Source organism: Neisseria arctica, assembly GCF_022870905.1.
Classification (GTDB): Bacteria; Pseudomonadota; Gammaproteobacteria; order Burkholderiales; family Neisseriaceae; genus Neisseria; species Neisseria arctica.
Genome location: NZ_CP091510.1, coordinates 1,915,278 through 1,941,486, shown reverse-complemented (window position 1 = coordinate 1,941,486; position 26,209 = coordinate 1,915,278). Strand labels below are relative to the sequence as shown.

The 26,209-nt window shown below is 43.5% G+C and carries 20 protein-coding genes, 3 tRNA genes and 2 rRNA genes; 11 read left to right on the top strand and 14 right to left on the bottom strand.

Features of this window, described 5'->3' with window-relative positions; translation table 11 throughout:
* Positions 1 to 48: 48 nt before the first annotated feature.
* The 3 genes from LVJ86_RS08995 to LVJ86_RS08985 form a co-directional block, all read right to left on the bottom strand.
* Positions 49 to 2,343, bottom strand: a complete 2,295-nt coding sequence (locus tag LVJ86_RS08995) for a DNA translocase FtsK (protein ID WP_244702568.1) — start codon at positions 2,341 to 2,343, stop codon at positions 49 to 51.
* A 523-nt stretch (positions 2,344 to 2,866) separates the two neighbouring features.
* On the bottom strand, positions 2,867 to 3,970 hold the full coding sequence (locus tag LVJ86_RS08990; protein ID WP_047761864.1) for an anhydro-N-acetylmuramic acid kinase: 1,104 nt from the start codon (positions 3,968 to 3,970) through the stop codon (positions 2,867 to 2,869).
* Between the two features lie 179 nt (positions 3,971 to 4,149).
* Positions 4,150 to 4,473, bottom strand: a complete 324-nt coding sequence (locus LVJ86_RS08985) for a rhodanese-like domain-containing protein (protein WP_047761865.1) — start codon at positions 4,471 to 4,473, stop codon at positions 4,150 to 4,152.
* A gap of 140 nt (positions 4,474 to 4,613) precedes the next feature.
* On the opposite strand from LVJ86_RS08985, the gene LVJ86_RS08980 reads away from it, so the two are divergent.
* The gene (locus tag LVJ86_RS08980) at positions 4,614 to 4,817 is read left to right on the top strand and encodes a hypothetical protein (RefSeq protein ID WP_047761866.1); all 204 of its coding nucleotides are present in this window, start codon (positions 4,614 to 4,616) and stop codon (positions 4,815 to 4,817) included.
* Positions 4,818 to 4,918: 101 nt separating this feature from the next.
* Here LVJ86_RS08980 and LVJ86_RS08975 read toward each other — a convergent pair whose 3' ends face one another.
* Positions 4,919 to 6,358, bottom strand: coding sequence for a phospholipase D-like domain-containing protein (locus LVJ86_RS08975; RefSeq protein ID WP_047761867.1), 1,440 nt, complete (start codon positions 6,356 to 6,358; stop codon positions 4,919 to 4,921).
* 257 nt (positions 6,359 to 6,615) lie between these two features.
* On the opposite strand from LVJ86_RS08975, the gene trpA reads away from it, so the two are divergent.
* Positions 6,616 to 7,401 carry a tryptophan synthase subunit alpha gene (gene trpA, locus LVJ86_RS08970; protein ID WP_047761868.1) on the top strand — a complete coding sequence of 262 codons (786 nt, stop codon included), beginning with the start codon at positions 6,616 to 6,618 and terminating at the stop codon, positions 7,399 to 7,401.
* A 78-nt stretch (positions 7,402 to 7,479) separates the two neighbouring features.
* A complete protein-coding gene (accD, locus tag LVJ86_RS08965) occupies positions 7,480 to 8,343 on the top strand; it encodes an acetyl-CoA carboxylase, carboxyltransferase subunit beta (protein ID WP_047761869.1) in 864 nt (287 codons plus the stop codon).
* Positions 8,344 to 8,801: 458 nt separating this feature from the next.
* Here the strand turns inward: accD and LVJ86_RS08960 are convergent, their stop codons facing one another.
* The 3 genes from LVJ86_RS08960 to LVJ86_RS08950 all read right to left on the bottom strand — a co-directional run bounded on the left by LVJ86_RS08960 (position 8,802) and on the right by LVJ86_RS08950 (position 10,943).
* The gene (locus tag LVJ86_RS08960; RefSeq protein WP_047761870.1) at positions 8,802 to 9,476 is read right to left on the bottom strand and encodes a hypothetical protein; all 675 of its coding nucleotides are present in this window, start codon (positions 9,474 to 9,476) and stop codon (positions 8,802 to 8,804) included.
* A 300-nt stretch (positions 9,477 to 9,776) separates the two neighbouring features.
* A complete protein-coding gene (erpA, locus tag LVJ86_RS08955; RefSeq protein WP_047761871.1) occupies positions 9,777 to 10,115 on the bottom strand; it encodes an iron-sulfur cluster insertion protein ErpA in 339 nt (112 codons plus the stop codon).
* A 141-nt stretch (positions 10,116 to 10,256) separates the two neighbouring features.
* Positions 10,257 to 10,943, bottom strand: coding sequence for a S24 family peptidase (locus LVJ86_RS08950; RefSeq protein ID WP_047761872.1), 687 nt, complete (start codon positions 10,941 to 10,943; stop codon positions 10,257 to 10,259).
* Positions 10,944 to 11,159: 216 nt separating this feature from the next.
* On the opposite strand from LVJ86_RS08950, the gene LVJ86_RS08945 reads away from it, so the two are divergent.
* Positions 11,160 to 11,441, top strand: coding sequence for a hypothetical protein (locus tag LVJ86_RS08945; protein ID WP_047761873.1), 282 nt, complete (start codon positions 11,160 to 11,162; stop codon positions 11,439 to 11,441).
* Positions 11,442 to 11,592: 151 nt separating this feature from the next.
* Here LVJ86_RS08945 and argC read toward each other — a convergent pair whose 3' ends face one another.
* From argC to LVJ86_RS08925, 4 genes are all read right to left on the bottom strand, one after another.
* Positions 11,593 to 12,636, bottom strand: a complete 1,044-nt coding sequence (gene argC / locus LVJ86_RS08940; protein ID WP_047761874.1) for an N-acetyl-gamma-glutamyl-phosphate reductase — start codon at positions 12,634 to 12,636, stop codon at positions 11,593 to 11,595.
* 117 nt (positions 12,637 to 12,753) lie between these two features.
* Positions 12,754 to 14,622 (bottom strand): potassium transporter Kup, encoded by a 1,869-nt coding sequence (locus LVJ86_RS08935; RefSeq protein WP_047761875.1) that lies wholly within the window; start codon positions 14,620 to 14,622, stop codon positions 12,754 to 12,756.
* Between the two features lie 124 nt (positions 14,623 to 14,746).
* Complete coding sequence (locus tag LVJ86_RS08930; protein WP_047761876.1) at positions 14,747 to 15,904, bottom strand: NnrS family protein; 1,158 nt, start codon at positions 15,902 to 15,904, stop codon at positions 14,747 to 14,749.
* Positions 15,905 to 16,003: 99 nt separating this feature from the next.
* Entirely contained in the window at positions 16,004 to 16,387 is a 384-nt protein-coding gene (locus LVJ86_RS08925; RefSeq protein ID WP_075968096.1) for a hypothetical protein, read from the bottom strand.
* A gap of 200 nt (positions 16,388 to 16,587) precedes the next feature.
* Here LVJ86_RS08925 and LVJ86_RS08920 point away from each other — a divergent pair, with 200 nt between their 5' ends.
* Entirely contained in the window at positions 16,588 to 17,016 is a 429-nt protein-coding gene (locus LVJ86_RS08920) for an RrF2 family transcriptional regulator (protein WP_047761877.1), read from the top strand.
* Positions 17,017 to 17,165: 149 nt separating this feature from the next.
* Here LVJ86_RS08920 and LVJ86_RS08915 read toward each other — a convergent pair.
* Both LVJ86_RS08915 and LVJ86_RS08910 read right to left on the bottom strand, forming a co-directional pair.
* A tRNA-Arg gene (locus LVJ86_RS08915) sits at positions 17,166 to 17,240 on the bottom strand.
* A 43-nt stretch (positions 17,241 to 17,283) separates the two neighbouring features.
* Positions 17,284 to 18,255 carry a polyprenyl synthetase family protein gene (locus LVJ86_RS08910; RefSeq protein WP_047761878.1) on the bottom strand — a complete coding sequence of 324 codons (972 nt, stop codon included), beginning with the start codon at positions 18,253 to 18,255 and terminating at the stop codon, positions 17,284 to 17,286.
* A 269-nt stretch (positions 18,256 to 18,524) separates the two neighbouring features.
* On the opposite strand from LVJ86_RS08910, the gene rplU reads away from it, so the two are divergent.
* Complete coding sequence (gene rplU, locus LVJ86_RS08905) at positions 18,525 to 18,833, top strand: 50S ribosomal protein L21 (RefSeq protein ID WP_152667084.1); 309 nt, start codon at positions 18,525 to 18,527, stop codon at positions 18,831 to 18,833.
* Between the two features lie 26 nt (positions 18,834 to 18,859).
* A complete protein-coding gene (gene rpmA, locus LVJ86_RS08900) occupies positions 18,860 to 19,132 on the top strand; it encodes a 50S ribosomal protein L27 (RefSeq protein WP_047761880.1) in 273 nt (90 codons plus the stop codon).
* A 105-nt stretch (positions 19,133 to 19,237) separates the two neighbouring features.
* On the opposite strand, the gene thrB is transcribed toward rpmA, so the two are convergent.
* The gene (gene thrB, locus LVJ86_RS08895) at positions 19,238 to 20,179 is read right to left on the bottom strand and encodes a homoserine kinase (protein WP_047761881.1); all 942 of its coding nucleotides are present in this window, start codon (positions 20,177 to 20,179) and stop codon (positions 19,238 to 19,240) included.
* A 753-nt stretch (positions 20,180 to 20,932) separates the two neighbouring features.
* Here thrB and LVJ86_RS08890 point away from each other — a divergent pair.
* The 4 genes from LVJ86_RS08890 to LVJ86_RS08875 all read left to right on the top strand — a co-directional run bounded on the left by LVJ86_RS08890 (position 20,933) and on the right by LVJ86_RS08875 (position 26,128).
* Positions 20,933 to 22,473, top strand: a 16S ribosomal RNA gene (locus LVJ86_RS08890).
* A gap of 81 nt (positions 22,474 to 22,554) precedes the next feature.
* Positions 22,555 to 22,631 (top strand) — tRNA-Ile (locus tag LVJ86_RS08885).
* A gap of 64 nt (positions 22,632 to 22,695) precedes the next feature.
* Positions 22,696 to 22,771 (top strand) — tRNA-Ala (locus LVJ86_RS08880).
* 466 nt (positions 22,772 to 23,237) lie between these two features.
* A 23S ribosomal RNA gene (locus tag LVJ86_RS08875) occupies positions 23,238 to 26,128 on the top strand.
* Together the 16S and 23S rRNA genes with 2 tRNA genes alongside form the textbook arrangement of a ribosomal RNA operon.
* The last annotated feature ends 81 nt before the right edge of the window (positions 26,129 to 26,209 follow it).

Below are 26,209 nucleotides of genomic sequence, written 5' to 3'. Positions count from 1 at the left end.
TGTTGTTTACAGCAATGATTTGGTTAATGTCCTGATTGGAATAGGTTTTTACAAGTTATCCTTCTGTGCAAGAATACGGCGGCTACCACCGACATCAGCGGGAGAAACGACACCTGCATCTTCGAGTGCCTGCATCAGATTAGCAGCGCGGTTGTAGCCGATACGAAGTTGGCGTTGCAGAGAAGAAATAGAAGTTTTACGAGATTCCAATACGAAAGCTACTGCTTGATCAAATAGTTCGTCACTGTTGGCATTGGGATTGACAACATTAGTAGTTTCCAATGCAGCCTCGCCCGTCAGTATGCCATCAATATAATTGGCCGGGGCTTGACGCTTGATATGGGCAACGATTTGATGGACTTCGTCATCGGATACAAATGCGCCTTGCAAGCGTGTCGGTTCTGCATTGCCGGGTTGGAGGAATAATAAATCACCGTATTTCAGTAATTCTTCCGCCCCCATTTGATCGAGAATGGTGCGGCTGTCAATCTTACTTTGTACGGTAAAGGCCATGCGTGTGGGAATATTGGCTTTAATCAGGCCGGTAACGACATCTACGCTGGGTCGTTGGGTTGCGACTATCATGTGGATGCCTGCAGCACGTGCTTTTTGGGCAAGACGGGCGATTTGTTGTTCGACAGATTTGCGCTCGGTCATCATTAAGTCTGCCAATTCGTCGATAACAACGACAATCATCGGTAGGGCTTCAAGCGGTTCTGGATTGTCAGGATTCAGGCTGAAGGGGTTGAGTAACGGTTTGCCGGCCTCTTTGGCTTCGCGTACTTTTTTATTAAATCCTTCCAAATTACGCACACCGGCATACGAAAGGAGCCGATAGCGCTTTTCCATTTCGGCTACACACCAGTTGAGTGCCTGGCCTGCTTCACGCATATCGGTAACCACAGGGCAAAGCAGGTGGGGAATGCCGTCGTAAATGCTAAGTTCAAGCATTTTGGGATCGATCATGATGAAGCGGACTTCTTCGGGCGTGGCTTTGAACAGCATCGACATAATCATGCCGTTTACGCCAACGGACTTCCCCGATCCTGTCATACCTGCTACCAAAAGGTGCGGCATTTTGGCTAAATCACCTACAACCGGAATGCCGGCTATATCTTTTCCAAGGGCGACGGTTAGCTTGGATTTGGCTTCGGTAAAAACCGGTGATGAGAGTATTTCGCTCAGCATAACGTCTTGGCGGCGTTCGTTTGGTAGTTCGATACCCATCGTATTTTTACCGGCAATGGTTTCAACGATGCGTACGGCTTGTAAGGACATCGAACGGGCCAAGTCTTTGGATAGGCCAACAATTTGGCTGCCTTTAACGCCTTGGGCAGGCTCGATTTCGAAACGGGTGATAACAGGACCGGCTGTGGCGGAAACAACTTGAACGCTAATGCCGAATTCGGCAAGTTTAGCCTCGATGCGTTCCGCAGTCTGCTGTAACACTTCAGGATTGATAACAGGGGCTTCGCCTTGAGGTTGGCGCAACAAACCTAGTGAGGGCTTGCTGTATTCTCCTTGCGGCAACGGTTCGGCAGCTTGGCCTTTTTCATCAAAGAGAGGAGCTTGGACAGGAGCGGGAGGAGGTGCAACGGATACCGATACGGTTTTGCGGTTACTTGTGGTGCCTTCGATTGTTTCTACCGGTTCGGCAGTGATGTTTTTGGCTTCGCGTACCATGCGGCGGGTGGTTTTGGCATCTGGTAAATCTTTGATAAATTTTTCTTGCTTGCGGCTCAGTTTCATCCATAGCCACTCAAGTTTGGCACCGGTTTTTTCAAGAATATCAAGCCATGAAATTTGTGCGACCAGCGATAATGCGAGAAGAAGGATAACAAGTAAAATGAGAAGGCTGCCTGAAGTGCCCAATAGCCAGCTCATACCTTGGGCGGCAAATGTACCGATTAAGCCGCCTGCACCTACGGGCAGGGTGTTTTCTAAACGTTCTTGGAAGGCGAAAACTTCTAATACGGGGCTGCAAATCAGCAGGATTAGTAAACCGGTAAAGGCTACGGCAGTATTGTAGGGTTTGCTTTCTTCGGTTTGTATCAAGCGGAAGTTTTTATACAGATAAATACTGGCGGCAATTACCCACCACCAAAACGATAAGCCGAATAAATAGTAGCCGACATCGGCCAAGTATGCACCGAAGAGCCCGCCGAGATTGCGCACTTGTTCTGTAGCGGGCACACTGCGCGACCATGCAGGATCAGTCATGGTAAAACTGGCGAGGGCAAGGGCTATATAAACGGTTACGGCCAATCCAAAAAGCCATAAAGTGTCGTTTATCAGTTTGACGGCATGTGCGGAGCGAGCCGGACGCTTCGTCGTATTCTTCACAACGCCTTTAGGTTTGCGCGGTGGCGTTGTGGCCTGTTTTTTAACAGTTTTGGTATTGGATGCGGGATGGTTTTTTTTTAGAGGGTTTGGTAGCCATAAGTTGTCATATCAAGAGCATTCACAAATAGAGCCGGTAATAATCGTAGCCTTGTTTTTTCTATTGCCTCTTTGAAAGTTGTATTATTTTCAGTATTTTCTGTTTGTCGGGTAGCGTAGGCCGTCTGAAAGGTTTTTGGACGGTGCGGTTTGTTGAAAGCCTTTCTTGGGATGAAGGCCAAAATCTTTAAATTATATAGTATAGCTATTCAAAATAAAAACGATGTATTGTCCGATGGTGTTTTAAATTGCAGATTATCTTTATTGGTATTGGTTTTCCTGTAGTTCGTCTGAATTCGGGTGATTGTATTTTCAGACGGCCTATATGTGGGGAAACCGGAAATATTAGAAGAATATTTGCACATTTCGTTTATGATTTTGCAGCTGATGGTGTTATTTGAGTTTTTGGCTGCTATTTGGTTTCGTTTTAGGCCGGGTAGCAGGCACCGAGAATACGCGGTCCTGATGCTCCGGTGGCATTAGCGGGGTTGCCGGGTAGTTGATCGTACCAGCGCGAGGCTAACCAGCCGAATGCGGCAGCCTCTACCCATTGTGGATTGAGATTAAGTGCTTCAGTGCTGTGGTAGTTGAATTCGGCTGAGTCACCTAAGGTTTGTAGCCGTTTAACCAGCATATCATTTTGAATACCTCCGCCGCACAAATAAATATTACGGGCTTGGGGGGAAAAACGGGTAAGAGCGTTGTGTATGGTGAGTGCGGTGTATTCCAATAGAGTGCGCAAAACATCATGTGCGTTTGCATCCTTTTGAATTTTCGGCATCAGCCATTCTAATGAAAATAAGTCGCGCCCGGTACTTTTAGGCGGTGTTAATTGGAAATAAGGATGTTGCATCAGGCAATCGAGAAGCTCGGGTAATATTGTGCCTTGGGCAGCTTTTTCCCCATTTTTGTCATAGGCTTGGTGCCAGTGATGTTGGACCCATGCGTCCATCAACATATTACCGGGGCCGGTGTCGAAGCCGAATTCAGGTGTTTGGGGAGGTAGGATGCTGATATTGGCGATACCGCCGATATTTAAAACGGCACGCGTTTCGTCAGGTGAGGCAAATAAGGCGCGGTGAAATGCGGGTACTAAGGGTGCTCCTTGCCCTCCGGCAGCTAAATCGCGACTACGGAAGTCGCCTATTACACTGATTTGGCAAAGCTCGGCCAATAAAGCCCAATCTGCGAGTTGGATACTGTATCTATGTTCGGGCGCGTGGCGGATAGTTTGGCCGTGGCAGCCGACGGCGCGTATATCGGTTGGAGAGAGCTTTTGTTGTGCAAGCAGCAGCTCAACGGTGTCGGCATAGAGGCGGGACAACTTTTGTGCCAGCAAACGGCTGCGGTGGAGTTCGTCGTAGCCGTTGTGTTGCAGAGCCAGTAGTTCTTGTTTGAGAGTATCTGAATAAGGCAGGAAAGCGTGGCCTTCGGCGCATTGCCATTGGCTGCCGTTGGTGCGGATAAGGACGGCATCTACACCGTCCATGCTGGTGCCGGACATGATACCGATATAAAGGTGCTGGCTCATAAGAGAAGTCGGTTTGATATAAAACGGTTATTTTAGCGCGATTGGCGTGGTTGTTACATAGTTGGACTTTTGATTGGCATTTAGATCTACTTCTTTATCAGCACTAGGATTAGCCGGGTTTCAGACGGCCTGAAAGTACTTTGGGGAGTGGAAAGGGAAGGCCGTTTGAATGTGTTTGATTAATAACGAGGAGTATTCGGATCAATCTGTTGAGACCATGCATCTATTCCGCCTTGCAGGTTGTATAGTGATTCGAATCCTGCCTCGGCAAGATACATAGCGCTATAAAGGCTTCTCATGCCGTGGTGACAGTAAACTACGATAGGAAGCCCGTCAGGTAATTCGTTTTGGCGTAGGGGAAGCATATTCATCGGGATATGCGTGTGGCCGGGTAGGGCGCAGAAAGCGACTTCTTCGTCTTCACGCACATCCAGCAGAATGATTTTCCGGCCTTCATCAAGCCATTGTTTAAGTTCTGTCGGAGAGAGTTGGGGAATGCTCATGATGATGTGTTCCGAAAATGTAGAGGTTTTACTGTATGCTGTCGGCTAATTTATTTTGATTAATATTTGAATTATCCGGCATCAAAAATATGTTTGGATAAATTTTAAAACTGATACGGTAAAACTTCTAGCCTAATGAAATGATGCCGTCTGAAAAACTTTCAGACGGCATCATTTCATTATTTCGGCATTTTGTCGAATTTTGGCGTGAGCAAATGCTCATAGCTGAAAAATTGATGCAGTTTTGCTTCAATGTGGGGATTGTTTTGTATGTAGTATATGCCGCCGACAAGAAGAGCCGCCGTTATGATAACGCTAATACGCATATTGCCTTCCTTTCCTGACTTTACCGTTTGTTTTATTAATTATTTTTTATTTTGGTAATAGCTTAAGCGAAAGAAGGGCAATTGCGTATCAAGATAATTCAAGCGGCATTTTTTTGTGCTCAGCGGTGTTTGTTTTGTTTGAATTTCCGTAATTGTTTGATTGCATGTAGTGCAGTACCGCTGCCTCCGATAATAAGTAACAGCAGCAGCGGCCAAATAATGATTTGCGGTATGAAATATATTGTAACCGCCAGTAGGAGGATGGTAATACCGATGGTAAGAAAGGCCCATGCTTCTGATTCGTCTACTAATCGGGTGCCGGAAAAGCCGATATCAAACGCATGGCTGAGCTGTATGGCCTGGCGCATAACGGCTTTTGTGCGGCCCCGCTGCATGAGTTTGAATTTTTTACGCCGTGCTTCTTTAAATTCGGTATGTGCTCCTTCATTAAGGATAACTTCTGTTGCATGGTTGAGATCGTTTAAGAAAATGCGTTCTAGTAAATAAACCGTAGAAGAATCTTCTATCGATATATCCAGCTCGCGGTTTACATACCAGCTAGACATATTCAAATTGGTGCTACCCACACGTGCCCATTGACCGTCAATTAAGGCACATTTCGCATGAATCATCGTGCCGTTCCATTCGAATACGCGTACACCCGCTTCGAGCAATGGCCGGTATTGTGTGCGTGATACAGTGCCTATCCATTTGATATCAGATGTCCGTGGGACCAAAATGCGTACATCAACTCCAGCCTTGGCCGCGTTAATTAAAGTCTGTACGTACATTCGTGTCGGCATAAAATATGCATCGGTAATCCATAGGTTTTGGCTGGACAGCCCGATAACATTTAAATCGAAACGTAGGGTATTGATATTTTCAGGAGTGGTTGCCAAAACACGTGCACGTACACTACCGGTAGGAGGGGTATCTTCGTAGGTATAACGCTTAAGCTTCAGAGGTGTGCCGCCGGCAGAGATAAGGGTATCTTCGAATGCATCCAATATATCTTGCACAATGGGGCCTTCGAGCCTGAGGCCAGTGTCTCGCCAAGCTTCTATCCCTTTTTCTGGTTTGCCTTTCCAAGCATTTGAAATACATAGGCCACTAACGAATGCAATTTGTTCATCAATTATGATGGATTTGCGATGATTTCTCGAGAAAATGCCGACACCGCTAGTCCATTTGGGAGGGTTATAGGAGCGGATTTCGGCTCCAGCTGCCTTCAGCGGTTTGAAAAAACCTCGAAGGTGGGCATTCAAGCTTCCCAGCCAGTCATATACCAAGGCTACATGTATACCTTCTGCAAGCTTAGTTAGCAAAATATCACGTAGGCGTTTACCGAAACTATCTGGGGCAAAGATATACATTTCAATACAAATGGATTCTTTAGCTTCCAGCAGTGCCGCCTCCCATTCGGTAAAATTTTCAGAGCAATTAAGCAATACTTTGATACGATTACCATAACGAGGAGGTAAGCCTGATGCACGAAGCATCATTTGTTCGGTGAGTTCGCCGGAGGTTCCGACAATCGGGATTGCAGAATGAATATCCATAGATGGTTGGGGGATGAAGAACCGGTTTAAAGATAGTTTGCATATCATATATGGAATGATGAAGGACCAAACCAATCATTAAGCTGGTAACATAGAATGTTGTATGTTAAGTATTAAATTATAGGAAATAGGTCAAACGGCTTTTTACCTTCTTAAAATTATCATTCAGGCGCTTTGAAAGCAATGCTATACTAGTACGCTTGTAAAAGTGGCGGCAGAAATTGTTGCAGGCCATCTGAATAATAAAGAGCATACCGATGAGCAGAATACAGTCTACCTTCAAAGTCCTAAATGGTTCCAAAGCACTTATCCCTTATATAACCGTGGGCGACCCGGATAGTTCCACCACTTTACAATTAATGCATAGCATGGTGGAAAACGGTGCCGATATTATTGAATTGGGCGTGCCTTTTTCTGATCCTATGGCAGATGGACCGGTTATACAACGTGCGGCAGAACGTGCTTTAGCCAATGGAATATCGTTGAAAACTGTATTGGAAATAGTAGGCGAATTTCGCCGTTCTAATCAAGAAACTCCGATTGTATTGATGGGCTATCTCAATCCGATACACAAAATGGGTTATGAGGTTTTTGCACAAGCTGCGGCAGAAGTGGGAGTAGATGGCGTATTGACTGTTGATTCGCCGGTGGAAACTATAGGCCCTTTACATGAGGCCTTGAAGCGAAATGGTATAGACAGTATTTTTTTGATTGCACCTACAACGACAGAGGCGCGCATTCAAACAATTGCTGAGTTGGCAAGTGGCTTTATTTACTATGTATCTCTTAAAGGCGTAACAGGTTCGGCACAGTTGGATACTGAAGCCGTTTCGCGTAAAATTGAGCTTTTACGTAAATATACAACACTACCTATCGGTGTGGGATTCGGCATCAATAACGCCGACAGTGCGTACAAAATCAGTATTGTTGCTGATGCCGTTATCGTGGGCAGCCGTATTGTAAAAGAAATAGAAGATCATGCAGGCAGTGAAGCGGAAGCTGTCGGCAGATTGGTAAATGAATTAAAAAATGCTATCCGTTGATTCTCACGGAATTACTAGAAATAAAATACACCGTCTGTGATTTTTCAGACGGCTAAAACTCAAATTAAGGAGCAATCCATGAGCTGGTTAGATAAAATTCTGCCTCCTAAAATTAAGAGAGAGGATAAAAGCACCTCTGTAGTGCCGGAAGGACTATGGAGCAAATGTCCTTCTTGCTCGGCTACGCTTTACTCTACTGATTTGCAACAAAATGCCCAAGTATGCCCAAAATGCGGGCACCACAATGCATTAAATGCCAGAGAGCGGTTAAATTTGCTGTTGGATGAAAATGGCCGTGAAGAAATCGGTTCTAATGTAAAACCGGTAGACATGCTTAAATTTAAAGACAGCAAAAAATACCCGGACCGTCTTTCGGCAGCACGTAAATTAACCGGTGAAGAAGATGCATTGGTTGTTATGAAAGGTACTATGAATGGCTTGCCTGTGGTTGTGGCGGCATTTGAGTTCCGTTTTATTGGTGGGTCAATGGGTTCTGTTGTCGGAGAGCGTTTTGTACAAGGTGTGCGTCGTGCTGTTGCTGATAACTGTAGTTTCATTTGTGTGGCGGCATCAGGCGGAGCCCGTATGCAGGAGGGGTTGAACTCATTAATGCAGATGACGAAAACCAGTGCATCACTGCATCTTTTGAGCGAAAAGGGCTTACCTTTTATTTCGGTATTGACTGATCCTACAATGGGAGGGGTATCTGCCAGTTTTGCTTTTTTAGGCGATATTGTATTGGCTGAGCCAAATGCTTTAATTGGTTTCGCCGGCCCTCGTGTGATTGAGCAAACAGTACGTGAGACCCTTCCTGAAGGCTTTCAGCGGGCTGAGTTTCTATTGGAAAAAGGTGCGATAGACCAAATTGTCGATCGTCGTGAAATGAAGCAGCGTATCTGCAATCTGATTACGTTATTGCGTCGTCGGGATAAGGTAGAGTAAAAATATTTTTTAGTAAAATTTATTTGATTTAAATAGGATTGCCCTATTTGTGTCATAAGCTGCGTTATTATGAGATTGAATTTTCAAAATCCAAATAACGCAGCTTATTTATATTTTAAAAATTAATTTTTAACTAGTAGAAAAAAATTATAGCTTCTATCTTAAAATATTGTAAGTATCATTTTGAGATAAATATTTGATATTTAATGTTAAATATTTTTAAATCAAGTTTTATGTTAAGAATTTGGTGAATGATGAGATAGAGTGATAGTTAGAAGGTGAATAGTATTTTTCTCTCTTGTAGGATTGAGCAATAGTGATTCTGGAGAAAATTATTTAGAGTAGGGGCTTATGAATATATCTAAATATAACAACGAAAATGATTAAGAGAACTTTGGAGGGTATCTAAAGATTTAATTTCTATATAATTTGATACCGTCTCAATAACATAAGAGAGGTTATAAAATTTTTGCAATAATATACCCTACACCAATCAGCAAAATTGCTAAAAGGCAGCCTAATATAATAATTAAATTTGAATTTTTATGTGAGGATTTTAATTGCGATAGTTTTTTATCATCTAATTCTTGACGTAATTTCTTTTCTAATTCTGCACGAATCTGTTTTCTAAGACGGGCTTCTTCTTCTTGTTTTTGTTGTTCTAATTTATAAGCAATTTCTTGTTGCTTCAGTGACTCGAAGGCGATACGCTCTTGCCATTCGATACGTTTATGTTGAATAGTGCTTTCTGAGGCTGTTTTCAATAGCAGACTGCATGTTGGGCATTCGTCAGTATGTTCAATATTTTCAATTAAAGTATGGCAAACCGGGCAATCAATACGTGTTTCATTACCAATAGTATGCAGCTCTTCAGTGTGGTTCTGTTCTAATTCTAGGGATTGCCGGGTGATAACATCCAAGCCCAAGTAACTAAAATATTGTTGAGCATTTTCCCATTCGTCACGAGTACACCATTCGGCAATAATGACTTGCTTTTTCTCTGCAAGGCCTTTGATAAGTTCTTCTGCTTCAGAATCCGAAAGGTTGTCTCGGATACAAGCATTGATTTTATTTTGATCTATATTTGGGGGATAAGAAACATAGACATCATAAAGAGGCTGTTGCTTATTCATTTTGATTTAATTTCGTTCAGCAGATAAAAGGGAAAGTGTGTGTATGCTATAGGTTCTTAATAGTATCACATTAGTTTAAATTAGAGTATTATAAAGCACGGCAGTTAATTTAAATTAGATATTAGTGGCTAATTTTTAAGATAAACGGTATTTTATTTAAATAATTTTAGAAAGCTACTGCTTGCTGATAGTTGGGTGATTCTTGCAGCAATTATAAGATAAACATTTAAACTTATGAAGTAATAAGGAGCCTTTTAAGAGGCCCCTCTATGGATACAAATGATGTCGGTTAATTTTAATCTAAACGGAAAAAGATGACCCGCATCCGCATGTAGTGGTTGCATTTGGATTTCGGATCACAAATTGAGAACCTTGAAGACTTTCTGTGTAATCAATTTCAGCACCGATCAAATACTGGTAACTCATAGGGTCAACTAAGAAAGTAAGGCCATTTTTAGTTATTTCGAAATCATCTTCATTTTTGATTTCGTCAAATGTGAATCCGTATTGGAAGCCTGAACAACCACCTCCATTTACAAAAACCCGTAATTTTAAGTCTGGGTTATTTTCTTCTGCGATAAGGTCTGCTACTTTGTTACAGCAGCTGTCTGTAAAGGTAATCGGATTTTCTTCAGACATGATGTGATTCCTCGTTGATTAAGTGGTGTATTCTCAGTTTGAGAAATATTTCTTGCTGATTGATAAATAGGGTTCTATATGGATGTTTCAAGTTTATTTTTGGAAATTTACATACGGCATATGTAACTTACTAGGCAAGCCTCAAATATTGCGGCCAAACCATTCTACCCGCCCGATAATGGCAATTTCATCATTTATCTGACTCAAATGTATTTCAAAAGTTGGGTAGGCATCATTTGCAGATATGACGTTAATGATACCACCCGGCATAAGTTGTAGGCGTTTTACAAGAAGGTTTTCATTAATTCTTAATACATATAAGCCGTCGCGGGGTATGGTTTCCGAGTGGTTGATGAGAATCGAGTCCCCGTCATTCAGAACTCCTTCCATGGAATCCCCTTTGACTGAGATAACGGATAGATTTTTAATATCACGGGTAATATAGTTTTCTATCCAGTAGCGTCTGAATGCCATAGAAAATTCAGGCTTTTCATTACCTACCAGTTGTCCGTGTCCTGCAGCAGCTTGGATATTATACCTTGGCACAAAGATAAATTCATCCATATCTACTGGATTGCCCAATGTATCATATGCGATTGCTGTACTGGTTCGTTTGTTTGGGAAAGGCTCTCCTTCCCCCGTAAGAAGCCAGTCAATACTACAACCTTTGAGTTGTTTGATTTTTTTTAATGTTTCTGCCTTGGGAAGTCCTCCTTCATTCCAAATGCGGCTAAAGCCTGCAATTGTCATATCTATATCTGCGGCGATTTTTGCTTGTTTGGCTTGATCTTGCCAGAGATATGCCAATCGTTCTTTAAAAGAGTTCATGTTGTAAGCTTTCTAGTACAGAGAAGTGGTAGAGAGCTGCTTTATATCTCTAACCATGGCTTCGATTTAAAATAAGTTTCAATTATGTAAATATTAATTTATTTTTTATTGTAATTCAAGATTATTGTTTAGTTTTTATTTAAAAAAAGATAAAAAAAGTTGAAATTTTAGTTTTTTCTTACTATGATTAAGAAAAATTAAAGTTTTGGAAGAGTCATGGTGAAAGTAAGAAAGTTGCGTATGTTGGTTTTTGTTGTTTTTCTTTCCCTGGTTTTTATGGGATTTTTTGCAGGGAACTCAACAGCCCAATCGGCAGAGGTGTCCTTTTCGGATTTACGCTGTGAAACGCTAAATAATTTAGCTTGGCACGTTATGAGTCACAAGCAGGTGGTTTATGCTCGGCAATGTGATGTTTTGGATGCGGCTCGTCAGTGGGAAGTATATTATGGAAATCTAGATGAAGAGGGTATGGCTGCTGCAGTAGTTTACGAGCCTTAAACTTTGAATTGGTGTGTCGCATTAGGCTTAGGCCGTCTGAAATTCAGACGGCCTAAGTTTATCAGATGTGAATTAAGGCTAATAGACTGATATACAGGCTTTTTAATAAGTATCTTAGTATTTATTTTGGTATAGGGAAATTCGGTTGAGTTTATGGCAATAAAGGCGGCAGGTCTAAGCCAAAGGTTTCTGGAAAGTTAAACATGATGTTCATATTTTGTATGGCTTGGCCTGCTGCTCCTTTGACCAAGTTATCAATGACAGACAGGATGATCCATAGATCACTTTCGGGAGCTTTTTGAATGCTAATACGGCATACGTTGGCTCCTCGAACTGTGCGTGTTTCGGGGCTGCTACCTGGCGGCATAATATCAATGAATGGGCTGTTGTGATAAAAATCACGTAATATCGAATAAGGATCGACATCATCATTTAAGTAGATATATTGGGTAGCCTGCATACCTCTAATTAATGGTGTGAGATGAGGAACAAATACAAAGCCTTTTTCTGCTCCGTTTTGCAGGGTGCTGATAGTTTGTTTTATTTCCGGTAGGTGGCGATGGCCAGTAACACCATAGGCTTTGAAATTATCTGCTGCTTCACAGAATAAAGTACCGATGCTTGCTTTACGGCCTGCTCCTGATACGCCTGACTTACAATCTGCAATTAAAGGCATATCTGTATTGATCAGGTGGTTTTTCAGTAGAGGAATCAAGGGGAGTGAAACACAGGTAGGATAGCAGCCCGGATTGGCAACTAGCCGGGCATGTTGGATTTGCTCGCGATTAAGTTCGCATAAGCCGTAAACAGCTTCTTTTAGCGTATCAGCTGCGGTGAAGGGCATTCCGTACCATTGTTCCCATGTGGGGATATCTTTTAGCCTAAAGTCAGCTGATAAATCAATTACTTTTACTCCTCGCTCTAGTAGTGCAGGGGCATCTCGCATAGCTACGCCATGGGGTGTGGCGAAGAAAACTACGTCGCATTGTTCTAAAGATGCCTCTTCTGGTAAAAGAAATTTTAGATCGTAGGTTCCGCGTAGGCTGGGGAAGTAGTCAGAAATCGCTATCCCGGCTTCACTGCGGCTGGTTACGGCTGTTACTTCGGCTTTGGGATGAGAGGCGAGTAGGCGGAGTAACTCAACTCCTGTATAGCCGGTAGCGCCTACAATACCTATTTTAATATGGTTGGCCATGAGAATACTCCTGCTTGTTTAGAATCGTATAGCTGCAATTATGGTGTAGTGTAAGTGTATTGTAGTTGTTTGAAAAGGTTGATAGCCAAGCTGTGAGGCTTGGCTATCATTTTTAATTTATAAGGTGACTTGTGAACCCATTTCTACAACTCGATTACTTGGAATCCGATAATAGTCGGTGGGAGGGGTGCTGTTTTTGTACAGCCATTTAAAAAAGCGCGTACGTAGCCTGCCCATACCTTTAGGTGGCGTATGGCTACTAGTGCGTATACTGTCTCGAGACAGAAAAAAAGAAGTTTCCATTATTTCCAGCGTAATCCCTTTTTTTGGGGCAAGTCGGATAATTTGGTTGACCCGGGGGGTTTCCTGAAAACCGTAATGTGCAATGATTCGGGTAAATCTAGTATTTAGTTTTTCAATAGAGATTCGCTCTGTTTCGGGAACCTTGGGGACATCTTGGGTTTGTATGGTTAGGAGAATATTATTTTCGTGTAATACTTTGTTGTGTTTCAAATTGTGCAACAAGGCTTTGGGTACTATGAAGGGATTGCTAACCATAAATACGGCATTGCCAGGAACAGTTTGAGGTGGGTAATCATCCAAGTTGTCAATAAAGGAGGATAAATCCAACTCGTGTTCGGCAGAGGTTTTATTAAGAAGGTCCCGACCGCGACGCCAAGTACTGAAAATAAATACTAAAATAATGGCAATCATCACGGGAAACCAGCCGCCGGTAGGTATTTTTAGTAGATTGGATGAGAAAAATGCCAAATCGAAACATAAGAAAATTGCTGTTAGGCCGAACGCGGCAAGCTTGGGCCAACGCCATTTTTTGATCATGACAATACAGAACATTAACGTGGTCAGTACCATGGTTCCGGTAGCGGCTATGCCGTAAGCAGAGGCAAGGTTAGTAGAGTTCTTAAATCCGAGTACGACTAAGATAACTACGCCTAGGAGCATCCAATTGATAGAGGGAATATATATTTGGCCAATCTCCGTTTCGCTGGTGTGATTGATTTGCATGCGAGGAGTAAAGCCAAGTTGGATTGCTTGCCGGGTAAGCGAGTATGCACCGGATATCACGGCTTGGCTGGCAATAATAGTTGCTAAGGTGGCTAGGATAATCAAAGGAACCAGTCCCCATTCCGGTACGCTTAAGAAAAAAGGATTTTGAATGGCTTCCGGTTTACGAAGCAGCAGTGCTCCTTGGCCTATATAGTTAAGTGCTAAAGCAGGTAAAACCATTGCAATCCAAGCCGTCTGAATCGGACGGCGTCCGAAATGCCCCATGTCGGCATATAAGGCTTCGGCACCAGTAACGGCTAAAACTACTGCTCCTAAGCTGACAAATCCGCCCCAACCGTGGTGAGTAGCAAAATATAAGCCGTAATAAGGGTTCAGAGCGCGTAATACTGAAGTATTTTGTGTGATTTGATATAGGCCGATTAGAGCGAGGCAGGAAAACCAAAGCAGCATAATCGGGCCAAAAAAATTGCCGATATGTTGTGTACCTTTACGCTGGATGATAAATAATGCTACTAATACTGTCAGCGCGATCGGTAATACGAAATGCTCTAACTGGGGACTTATAACAGTCAGGCCTTCGGCAGCAGATAAGACTGAAATAGCCGGAGTAATCATGGCGTCGCCAAAAAACATGGCCGTTCCGGTCAGCCCCATCATCATTACAATCCAAGCCGGCTTGCCCTGTAGAAATTGAAGGGCTTGCTGCATCAGAATGACTACCCCGCCTTCTCCTTTATTATCTGCATGCAGTATGAAGAATACATACTTAAGGGTAACAATTAAAATCAGAGCCCATATGATTAATGAGACAAAACCTAAAACACCCGTTTCTCCCACTTGCATATGTGACGCTAAAAAAGTTTCTTTAAGAGTATAAAGCGGACTGGTGCCAATATCGCCATAAACGATACCTAAAGCAGCCAAAACCATGGCGGGGGCGGAGCGATGATGTTGCATTTTATATTTGTCATATATATATTGAAAGATGATAGTGAGTGTACGCCCACACTGTGTAAAGTTAAACAATTCATGTGTGGAATGATGTTTTTTTTTAATAAGTAATTATATTAAAAAATAATTATTAGCCAGGCTTATTGTCTCCTCGAGGTGAAATAAGCCAAGGAATATATTGCCACGCATAAAGTAGCAGGGCTAGAGCGAAGAGGCAGGCTGATATCCGTATGCTATGGAAATAAGCTGTTTTATTTGTAAAAAATATTGCGAGGATGCGGACTAGGGTGGCTAGCAGCATGGCTACAAAGGAGTAGCGAGCGAGTGTGGGAGCAGGGTAAATTGCACGCCCAGTATGTCCAAGTGCTGTACGTGCCATCATGCCGATGGTAAGTAAACCAATCCCGCCGACACCAATTAGGTGTATACCTAAGCTTAAATATGCCGGCAACCATTGTGCTGTCGCGATAACTATTAATCCTAGTGCAGTAAAGAGATAACCGGCAAATAAAACTAGCAGCATAGGTTCATGCCATACTTTTTTATGCCACCAGCGGAAAGTTTGGATAAGATTGATAAGGCCTGTCAGTAGGCCCAAAATACCGAGAATCGCCGAGAATTTTCCGGTAAGTATTAGTATGGACATTATTATAGGAAGTGCTAAAACGGAGAACGTCACCCATGTAGGAGTGGGTTGGGCAGATATATTTAATCTTTTTGCAGTGAAAAAAGGAATTACCCGCATACCGATCAAGCCGATAAATCCGGCGATTATTATTAGCCCGGCAGTCAGTGCTTTTAATATAGAGGCCGTCTGAAATTGATGTATATGCCAATGAAAAGCTGCATGGCTGAAGCCAAATAAAAATAATGTAAATACAGTAATATAGTTTCGATTATTATGGCTTCGGATCACAGGAAGAGCCATATATGCCGCCGCCAGCCAGAAAAATAAAGTGCCTGTGATACCGCTGAATATTGCGTAACCCGGTAATAGTGCAAACAAGCGTGCAAATAACCATAAACATACTAAGATGACTAAAGATAGTCCCCGTACAGGAGGCTGTTGGGTCCATGTGGCTACGGCCGTCAGGAGAAATCCAACAACAATCGCTCCGGTGTAACCCCAAATCATTTCGTGGGCGTGCCAATAAAATGATGGCATTTCAGTTGTACCGGAGTAGCCGAATCCCCATAACAGTATAGAAACTATGCCGAATAAGGAAGCTGCTACATATAATGGGCGAAATGCCATTGCCCAAATAGGCTGTTTAAACAGCGTCGTCATTATGATTTCCTTGTTGTCTAAATTAAGTTTGATCTATATTCATTCGTTATAGAGGCATGAGGCTGGATTAAGGAGATAAAGTTTCAGGCAGTCTGAATGTTAATATGATTTTTCTGAAGTGCTAACACAACGTTCAATGGCGGGAAATAATTCTCTTTCTTCAAAACGGATATGATCTCGTAATGAGCTTGCAAAGCAATTATTCCAATCACTATTCGTATAATCAGGCTTTGTGAGTAGTTGACGAAGCACTGTATGGTCTTGTTCAAATCGTTGGCGAAAACTAATGGGAAGCTTTTGCCATAACGGCTTGAATTGAATTTCTTCTTGCTGGAAATGATGCAGTAAGTCTGGCCGATGTGCTTCTATTTCCTGTTGGTGATTGGATGTTGGATTACGCAGAACATGTAGACATAAGGTTAGAGTGTGATGATGTTCGCGTGAGTAGAAGATTAAGTCGGAGTGGCGATTTTGGGGTTTCATAGCAGTTAGCTTTGCTTTATTTGTTTATAAGTTTCATATATTATGAAACTTATAAACAAATAAAGCAAATGCCAAATAATTAATTTGCTGTGCTGAATGATTATTTGGCTCGCGCTGCTTGTGCTTTGAGTTATTTAGAAAATTAAATATATTTTGTTTCAATTGCTTAGATTAATGTTTATGTCAATATCGAGGTTGTTATGTATCTAACTCAGCATACAGACTATGCATTGCGTGTTTTGATTTACACAGCCATTAATAATGATGGTTTGGTAAATATAGCTACAATAGCTAATAAATATGACATTTCTAAGAGCCATTTGATGAAGGTAGTAACGGCTCTGGTAAAAGGAGGATTTTTAGAAAGTGTGAGGGGGAAAGGAGGGGGGTTACGTTTGGCCAGGCCCGCTGAAAAAATTAATGTAGGAGAGGTGGTGCGTTATATGGAACCGATGCAATTAGTGGAATGTATGGGTAAGGGAAATATGTGTTTGATTACTCCGGGATGTCGTTTAATTGATATTATCGGAGGGGGAATAAAAGCTTTTTTAAATTATTTGGATGGATTCACTTTGGCGGATTTGGTTAATAAACCAACTTATGAGATATTGTACTTTAAAGAGGAATGATTAATATGGGAAGTTGCAAAGGAAAGAAGAAGTTAGAGTGGGGCGTAGCTTGAGGAGAAGCTATATTCAAAATATTCAAAACCACTTTCGGTGTTAGGAATTTTATTTTAAGTTATTGAGTTTATTTTTAAATATATTTTCTGAATATGTGGCCTCGCCGACAGGAATCGAACCTGTATTTTACGCTTAGGAGGCATACGTTCTATCCGTTGAACTACGGCGAGGTTTTATTTTTATAAGTATTGTGCTGCGCTGTGTATCCTTATTCTAGGATACTCGGGCTAAAGATTCTTTGGCTAATTGGTGCATCGCTTGGACAGTTTCGTTATCAGGTAGAATATCCAAGCAGTTTAGCGCATTTTGTACCGCTACTTTTGCTTGTTCGGTTGCGTAAGCTAAGGCATCTGAATTAGTAATGTGTTTATGGATAATCGCAAAATAACTGCGGTCGGCATTTTCAAGTGCGTGGCGCACATCTTTTGATGCCTCTCCCCCATGCTGCATTAGATAAATTAAAGGTAAGGTAGGCTTGCCTTCTGCCAGATCATCACCGACATTTTTACCGATTTCATCGGGATTGCCGGAGTAGTCAAGAATGTCATCAATTATTTGAAATGCAGTACCTACATACATGCCGTAGTTTTTTAGTGCGGTTTCTTGTTCCAGTGTTGCTCCTGCCAAGATAGCTCCTACTTGAGCGGCTGCTTCAAATAGTTTTGCTGTCTTGTATTGTATAACCTGTAGATATTCATTTTCAGTAATCTCAGTATTACCAATATTCATCAATTGCAGCACTTCGCCTTCAGCGATAATATTAGTAGCATCCGCCATAATCTCTAAAATTCGCATATTGCCTGACTCTACCATCAGTTGAAATGCGCGAGTATATAAAAAATCACCTACCAAAACTGCAGCAGCGTTCCCGAAAAGGTTATTGGCAGTTTTTCGACCTCGACGTAAGTCACTTTCATCTACTACATCATCATGTAACAGCGTAGATGTATGGATAAACTCAACCATAGCGGCTAAAGAGTAAAGTTTTTGCTCATCATATCCTAATGCTTTACCTGCCAAAATAGTGATAATGGGGCGCAGACGTTTGCCTCCGGCACTAATGATATATGTGCCGATTTGGGAAATTAAAGCTACCTCGGATTGAACAGCTTGGTTAATGACAACATTTACTCTGGCAAGGTCATCGGGTAGGTGACGTTGGAAATAAGGCAAGTTTTCAAGCATGGGAGAACCCAGAATGGATGGAATTGTTGTATGGTAAGCTTTGTTGTATATTCAACACTGCAATAATTTAGTCAACGATTATAGCAGTAATGTTGTATATGTGCATGGATTCCGTGAATATTTTAAAGTTGATGTAGGGTGTTGACTATAAGGATGGCAATGCATATGCTCAAATAAGTTTTTGACAGATTTAAGTGTATTGTTTAAAATTTATAGTTTCGTACAGGGTGTACGAAAAGATTTAACTAAAAATTCTCATGGAGTTGAGTATGTACGCGGTCGTAAAAACTGGCGGTAAACAATATAAGGTTACCGTTGGCGAAAAATTGAAAGTAGAACAGATACCAGCCGAACTCGACAGTCAAATCGAACTGAATGAAGTTTTGATGATTGCTGACGGTGAGTCTGTAAAAGTAGGTGCTCCGTTTATTGAGGGCGCTAAGGTAACTGCTAAAGTAGTTGCTCATGGTCGTGGTGAAAAAATACGCATTTTCAAAATGCGCCGCCGTAAGCATTATCAAAAGCGCCAAGGGCACCGTCAAAATTTCACCCAAATCGAAATCGTAGCAATCGCTTAATTTAATCAGTTTAGGAGTAACGTAAAATGGCAACCAAAAAAGCTGGTGGTAGCTCTAAAAACGGTCGCGATTCAGAAGCCAAGCGCTTGGGTGTGAAAGCCTACGGCAATGAATTGATTCCTGCGGGTTCTATTATTGTTCGTCAACGTGGTACACGCTTCCATGCTGGTGATAATGTAGGCATGGGTAAGGATCACACTCTTTTTGCAAAAGTAGATGGTTATGTTGAATTTGCAACTAAAGGTGCTTTGAACCGCAAAACCGTAAGTGTGCGCCCTTATACGGGTGCTGATGAATAAGTTGTTTTTTCATTAAGCTTTTTGATGTAGCTAAAGCCCCGTCTTTCGGGGCTTTAGTTTATGGTTAAATATGATCTAAAATGCTTTAAATTTGGAGTCTAGTCATTAAATATATATTTGAGTTTGGTGTTGGTTGAAGCTTAGTAATAAATCCCTAAATATATTTGGGTCTTTAATAAACGTCATTTCTCCTTCTTGGGGAAAGTGAAAATCTAGAAGGCGAGATACCCAGAATCGTAAGCAGCCTGCACGTTTTGCAATTGGGTAGTATAAGCGCTCTGATTCCGTTAGCGGTCGAATTTCCTCGTACCCACTTAGAAAGGCTTGCTCTAGACTGTTATCTAGGATGTTGTTGGAATTTCGTGCCCAGTCATTGATTGCAATGGCTATATCGTATATGAAGCTTCCGTTGCAGGCGTAATAGAAGTCAATGAATCCGGAAACTTCATCTCCTTGTAATAAGACATTATCTTTAAATAAGTCTGCATGAATAATTCCATTGGGTAGGTGTTCTGTAGGATATTTATCAATATTGGCTATTGTAGTTTTAAGCAGTATTGAATCTTCTTTGTTTAATAGAGGAAATAGTTTTTTTGAAGCCTCGTGCCACCATGATAAGTAGCGTGGGTTTTCCATATGCAGAGGAAAATCTTGTCCGGCTATATGCATTTTCGCAAGCATTTTCCCTGTATTGAAGCATTGTTGGGTGGTTGGCCAGCTCGCATCGGTTCCATTCAGACAGCTGACGATGCATGCGGGTTTGTTGGCTAGTGTTGCTTCTAGCTTATTATTTTTTTGAGGGATTGGGGTGGGGCAGGCTACACCATTTTGGCTTAAGTGTTGTTTTAGTTTTAAGAAAAATGGTAGTTCTGCTTGTGTTAGTGCTTCAAATACAGTGAGTACAAAGCGGCCTTGGCTGGTATTGATAAAATAGTTACTGTTGGTAATGCCTTGTGCAATGCCTTGTAGTGAGAGAAATTTGCCAATATTGTAAGCTTGTAAAAAATCATGCATCTCTTGGTCTGAGATGCTTGTATATACTGACATGGTCACCGCCTAAATACACGATAAGAATTGTTTTAAAGAATTAATCATACCAAAAACACATGAGTTTGGGGTTATTGTTTAAGTGTCTTAAAACGGGCCTTACTAAGAAACATATCAGTTTGCTATTGTAGCAAAGGCTTATACGAGTTGGGCCGTCTGAAAACAATTCATCTGTTAAGTTTGTTTAGATGCGTTCTATCAAGATGCACATTAAAAAATAAAAAAATAAACGCAATGCAGTAAAGCGTCGTAGGCAAGCTTGTATCATGCGAATAAAGTTTACTAGTTGGTGTCGCGCGATTATTTGATTATTTCGGGAGTTTGCGAAATTAAGAAGATTGAATGCTTTTGTAGTGTTTGCTGTTGGATATGTACTGTTTTGTCTATTTTTAGTTATAAAAAATTCTGTTGTAAAACAGATGGGTGCAATTTTTTCTGGGGGATTTTTTGTTTTGGGGGTTGACGGATTTTGTTTGGGTTGTGTATAGTTCGGTTCTTCGCTGCTGAGGCGGTGAATAAAACTGACTGTAGATTGTACCACGGTTGGGATTTTGAGTAAACGGATTGGTTGCTTTTAGTCTTGACAGATAAAATTTTGGTGGTTTATAATTTCGGTCTTGCTCTTTAACAAACAGATTACCGATAAGTGTGAGTGCCTTGGGCCTCACACTGCGACAAAAACAGACAAGATGTAGATTATCTACGCTTTGTCAGTTTCTTTGAAGCAGACCAGAAGTTAAAAAGTTAGAGATTGAACATAAGAGTTTGATCCTGGCTCAGATTGAACGCTGGCGGCATGCTTTACACATGCAAGTCGAACGGCAGCACGAAAGAGCTTGCTCTTTTGGTGGCGAGTGGCGAACGGGTGAGTAATACATTGGAACGTACCGAGTAATGGGGGATAACTGTCCGAAAGGATGGCTAATACCGCATACGCTCTGAGGAGGAAAGCGGGGGACCTTCGGGCCTCGCGTTATTCGAGCGGCCAATGTCTGATTAGCTAGTTGGTGGGGTAAAGGCCTACCAAGGCGACGATCAGTAGTGGGTCTGAGAGGATGATCCGCCACACTGGGACTGAGACACGGCCCAGACTCCTACGGGAGGCAGCAGTGGGGAATTTTGGACAATGGGCGAAAGCCTGATCCAGCCATGCCGCGTGTCTGAAGAAGGCCTTCGGGTTGTAAAGGACTTTTGTCAGGGAAGAAAGGGTTTGGGTTAATACCCTGAGCTTATGACGGTACCTGAAGAATAAGCACCGGCTAACTACGTGCCAGCAGCCGCGGTAATACGTAGGGTGCGAGCGTTAATCGGAATTACTGGGCGTAAAGCGAGCGCAGACGGTTACTTAAGCAAGATGTGAAAGCCCCGGGCTCAACCTGGGAACTGCGTTTTGAACTGGGTGACTAGAGTGTGTCAGAGGGGGGTAGAATTCCACGTGTAGCAGTGAAATGCGTAGAGATGTGGAGGAATACCGATGGCGAAGGCAGCCCCCTGGGATAACACTGACGTTCATGCTCGAAAGCGTGGGTAGCAAACAGGATTAGATACCCTGGTAGTCCACGCCCTAAACGATGTCAATTAGCTGTTGGGGTACTTGATACCTTAGTAGCGTAGCTAACGCGTGAAATTGACCGCCTGGGGAGTACGGTCGCAAGATTAAAACTCAAAGGAATTGACGGGGACCCGCACAAGCGGTGGATGATGTGGATTAATTCGATGCAACGCGAAGAACCTTACCTGGTCTTGACATGTACGGAACCCTCCAGAGACGGAGGGGTGCCTTCGGGAACCGTAACACAGGTGCTGCATGGCTGTCGTCAGCTCGTGTCGTGAGATGTTGGGTTAAGTCCCGCAACGAGCGCAACCCTTGTCATTAGTTGCCATCATTTAGTTGGGCACTCTAATGAGACTGCCGGTGACAAGCCGGAGGAAGGTGGGGATGACGTCAAGTCCTCATGGCCCTTATGACCAGGGCTTCACACGTCATACAATGGTCGGTACAGAGGGTAGCCAAGCCGCGAGGCGGAGCCAATCCCAGAAAACCGATCGTAGTCCGGATTGCACTCTGCAACTCGAGTGCATGAAGTCGGAATCGCTAGTAATCGCAGGTCAGCATACTGCGGTGAATACGTTCCCGGGTCTTGTACACACCGCCCGTCACACCATGGGAGTGGGGGATACCAGAATTGGGTAGGGTAACCTTCGGGAGCCCGCTTAACACGGTATGCTTCATGACTGGGGTGAAGTCGTAACAAGGTAGCCGTAGGGGAACCTGCGGCTGGATCACCTCCTTTCTAGAGAAGAAGAGGTTTAAGGCATTCACACTTATCGGTAAGCTGTGGAATTAGAGATGCAAAGGAAGTAAACAAGGCCTTGGGTTTGTAGCTCAGCTGGTTAGAGCACACGCTTGATAAGCGTGGGGTCGGAGGTTCAAGTCCTCCCAGACCCACCAAACGCATGAAGCAGAAGAGTCCGGTAGCGGATTTGGAAAGCGAAGGGCCAGGATACCCGATACTGGGGGCATAGCTCAGTTGGTAGAGCACCTGCTTTGCAAGCAGGGGGTCATCGGTTCGATCCCGTTTGCCTCCACCATACTTTGCAAATCAAAGCGAAAGAAAGTTGAAGTGAAGAAGCGCGAAAAAGCTTCTTTTTAGTTGACTTTCAGAAGTTGGCTGTTATAATGGCCAGCTCATTTTGATTTGCGAAGTAAGCCAGCGGCTGGCATATGTTGTATTGCATATGTAAGAAGTTGCTTGGAAAGCGCATCGATCTTTAACAAATTGGAAAGCCGAAATCAACAAACAAAGACAATGTTGGTCGGATTGGGAAAGAAGCGGTTGCAACTGCTTTTTTTCAAACTTTAAAGAAAAGCCTTGCTGAGTATTTAATAAGCAATTCGATCACAGTATTTGGGTGATGATTGTATCAACCGGTCCTGAAAAACAAAAGGCAGGATCGGTACACAACAAGCAGTAAGCTTTATCAAAGTAAGTGCCTTAAGCCGGATTGCCTAGTCAACGGGATGAAGGCGAAGTCAAAAAGGTTCTTGAAATGATAGAGTCAAGTGAATAAGTGCATCAGGTGGATGCCTTGGCGATGATAGGCGACGAAGGACGTGTAAGCCTGCGAAAAGCGTGGGGGAGCTGGCAATAAAGCTATGATCCCGCGATGTCCGAATGGGGAAACCCACTCAGCTTGCTGAGTATCCTTATCTGAATACATAGGATAAGCGAAGCGAACCCGGAGAACTGAACCATCTAAGTACCCGGAGGAAAAGAAATCAACCGAGATTCCGTAAGTAGTGGCGAGCGAACGCGGAGGAGCCTGTATATGATAATTGTTGCGATAGAAGAACAAGCTGGGAAGCTTGGCCATAGTGGGTGATAGCCCCGTATTCGAAATTGCAATGATGGTACTAGGTATACGACAAGTAGGGCGGGACACGTGAAATCCTGTCTGAATATGGGGGGACCATCCTCCAAGGCTAAATACTCATCATCGACCGATAGTGAACCAGTACCGTGAGGGAAAGGCGAAAAGAACCCCGGGAGGGGAGTGAAATAGAACCTGAAACCTGATGCATACAAACAGTGGGAGCGGACTTGTTCCGTGACTGCGTACCTTTTGTATAATGGGTCAACGACTTACATTCAGTAGCGAGCTTAACCGGATAGGGGAGGCGTAGGGAAACCGAGTCTTAATAGGGCGATGAGTTGCTGGGTGTAGACCCGAAACCGAGTGATCTATCCATGGCCAGGATGAAGGTGCCGTAACAGGTACTGGAGGTCCGAACCCACGCATGTTGCAAAATGCGGGGATGAGCTGTGGATAGGGGTGAAAGGCTAAACAAACTCGGAGATAGCTGGTTCTCCCCGAAAACTATTTAGGTAGTGCCTCGAGTAAGAGACTGATGGGGGTAAAGCACTGTTATGGCTAGGGGGTTATTGCAACTTACCAACCCATGGCAAACTAAGAATACCATCAAGTTGTTCCTCGGGAGACAGACAGCGGGTGCTAACGTCCGTTGTCAAAAGGGAAACAACCCAGACCGCCAGCTAAGGTCCCAAATGATAGATTAAGTGGTAAACGAAGTGGGAAGGCCCAGACAGCCAGGATGTTGGCTTAGAAGCAGCCATCATTTAAAGAAAGCGTAATAGCTCACTGGTCGAGTCGTCCTGCGCGGAAGATGTAACGGGGCTCAAATCTATAACCGAAGCTGCGGATGCTAATTTATTAGCATGGTAGGGGAGCGTTCTGTAGGCCGAAGAAGGTAACTTGAGAAGGTTGCTGGAGGTATCAGAAGTGCGAATGTTGACATGAGTAGCGATAAAGCGGGTGAAAAGCCCGCTCGCCGAAAACCCAAGGTTTCCTACGCAACGTTCATCGGCGTAGGGTGAGTCGGCCCCTAAGGCGAGGCAGAAATGCGTAGTCGATGGGAAACGGGTTAATATTCCCGTACTTTGATTTAGTGCGATGTGGGGACGGAGAAGGTTATGTCAGCGGCCTGTTGGAATAGGTCGTTCAAGCCGGTAGGTGGAAAGTTTAGGCAAATCCGGACTTTCATAACACCGAGAAGTGATAACGAGACTCTACGGAGTTGAAGTGACAGATACCACGCTTCCAGGAAAAGCCACTAAGCTTCAGCTAAATCAGAACCGTACCGCAAACCGACACAGGTGGGTAGGATGAGAATTCTAAGGCGCTTGAGAGAACTCAGGAGAAGGAACTCGGCAAATTGATACCGTAACTTCGGGAGAAGGTATGCCCTCTAATGTGAAGCACTTGCTGCGTAAGCATCGGAGGGTCGCAGAGAATAGGTGGCTGCGACTGTTTATTAAAAACACAGCACTCTGCTAACACGAAAGTGGACGTATAGGGTGTGACGCCTGCCCGGTGCTGGAAGGTTAATTGAAGATGTGCAAGCATCGGATCGAAGCCCCAGTAAACGGCGGCCGTAACTATAACGGTCCTAAGGTAGCGAAATTCCTTGTCGGGTAAGTTCCGACCCGCACGAATGGCGTAACGATGGCCACACTGTCTCCTCCTGAGACTCAGCGAAGTTGAAATGGTTGTGAAGATGCAATCTCCCCGCTGCTAGACGGAAAGACCCCGTGAACCTTTACTGTAGCTTTGCATTGGACTTTGAAGGCACTTGTGTAGGATAGGTGGGAGGCTTTGAAGCAGAGACGCCAGTTTCTGTGGAGCCGTCCTTGAAATACCACCCTGGTGTCTTTGAGGTTCTAACCCAGACCCGTTATCCGGGTCGGGGACCGTGCATGGTAGGCAGTTTGACTGGGGCGGTCTCCTCCCAAAGAGTAACGGAGGAGTTCGAAGGTTACCTAGGTCCGGTCGGAAATCGGACTGATAGTGCAATGGCAAAAGGTAGCTTAACTGCGAGACCGACAAGTCGAGCAGGTGCGAAAGCAGGACATAGTGATCCGGTGGTTCTGTATGGAAGGGCCATCGCTCAACGGATAAAAGGTACTCCGGGGATAACAGGCTGATTCCGCCCAAGAGTTCATATCGACGGCGGAGTTTGGCACCTCGATGTCGGCTCATCACATCCTGGGGCTGTAGTCGGTCCCAAGGGTATGGCTGTTCGCCATTTAAAGTGGTACGTGAGCTGGGTTTAAAACGTCGTGAGACAGTTTGGTCCCTATCTGCAGTGGGCGTTGGAAGTTTGACGGGGGCTGCTCCTAGTACGAGAGGACCGGAGTGGACGAACCTCTGGTGTACCGGTTGTCACGCCAGTGGCATAGCCGGGTAGCTAAGTTCGGAAGAGATAAACGCTGAAAGCATCTAAGCGTGAAACTCGCCTGAAGATGAGACTTCCCTGGTGGTTTAACCACCCTAAAGAGTCGTTCGAGACCAGGACGTTGATAGGTCGGGTGTGGAAGTGCAGCAATGCATGGAGCTAACCGATACTAATTGCTCGTGAGGCTTGACTCTATCATTTGAAGGGCTTTGCCCGAAATGAAAAAGCTTATGTAAGTCTTGATTATAAAGATACCATCACCGTTGATTAAATAA